This window comes from Sandarakinorhabdus rubra (assembly GCF_010994245.1).
Lineage (GTDB): Bacteria > Pseudomonadota > Alphaproteobacteria > Sphingomonadales > Sphingomonadaceae > Sandarakinorhabdus > Sandarakinorhabdus rubra.
Genome location: NZ_WMHO01000393.1, coordinates 1 through 1,027 on the forward strand (window position 1 = coordinate 1; position 1,027 = coordinate 1,027).

At 68.2% G+C, this 1,027-nt stretch carries 1 protein-coding gene; it reads right to left on the reverse strand.

Annotated elements, in window-relative coordinates; all coding sequences use genetic code 11:
- Nucleotides 1-867: sterol desaturase family protein (locus GJV64_RS14765; protein WP_235927779.1), on the reverse strand; the 867-nt coding region annotated here is incomplete at its 3' end.
- Between the last annotated feature and the right edge of the window lie 160 nt (nucleotides 868-1,027).

Here is a 1,027-nt window from a genome sequence, read left to right on the forward strand (position 1 = left end):
GGCGCGCACGGCATCGCTGGTTTCGCCGCTCACGGCGCCCGGCGGCCCGGCCACGGCTGCCCAGGCCTGTTTCAGGCTGCGCGCCGCCGCAAGGTCGCGCGCGATGCCCACCCATTCGTGGACGGCCACCCACAGCGGGTTGAAGGTGGGCAGCTGGCGGATGATGCCATAGCGCGGCGGATCATCGGCCAGTTCGGGCTGGAAGGTGCCGAACATCCGGTCCCAGATGATGAACACGCCGGCATAGTTGCGATCTAGGTAGCGCGGGTTGGTGCCGTGGTGGACGCGGTGGTGGGAGGGCGTGTTCATCACCGCTTCGAACCAGGGCGGCAGCCGGTCCACCAGTTCGGTGTGGATCCAGAACTGATAGACGAGGTTGAGCGCGCCGCAGAAGAACACCAGCTCCAGCGGGAAGCCGATCAGGAACAGCGGCAGCCGGAAGATGAAGCCGAGGCTGATCACGCTGGTCCACGTCTGCCGCAGGGCAGTCGAGAGATTATAGTGCTGGCTGCTGTGGTGGATGACATGGCTGGCCCAGAACCAGCGCACGCGGTGGGCGGTGCGGTGGAAGACATAATAGGCAAGGTCATCCGCCACGAAGCATAGCGCCAGGCTCCACCACGCCACCGGCACATCGAACAGGCGATGCTGCCAGGTGAACGCCGAAACCGCCACCACCGCGCCGCCCACGGCGGCCCCGACGATGGTGTTGCCCAACCCCATGGCGAGGCTGGTCCCGGTATCGCGCCAGTCATAATCGCCGCGCCACCCCAGCCGCACGGCGACGAGTTCGATCACGATCAGCGCCACGAACGCCGGGATTGCCAGCTTCACCGGATCGGTGGCCAGCAGTTCGGTGAGGATCACAGCCGGCGGGCCCAGGCCAGCGCCGCTTCACCCAGGTCAAGCGCGGTTTCGGGGAACAGCGGTTCAGCCGGCCGCACGCGCAGCACATGGCCGGCGCGCGCCACTTCGCCGCCAGCCAGCGCCCGCACCACGAACCGGTCCCCCAGCGGGCGCACCAGGG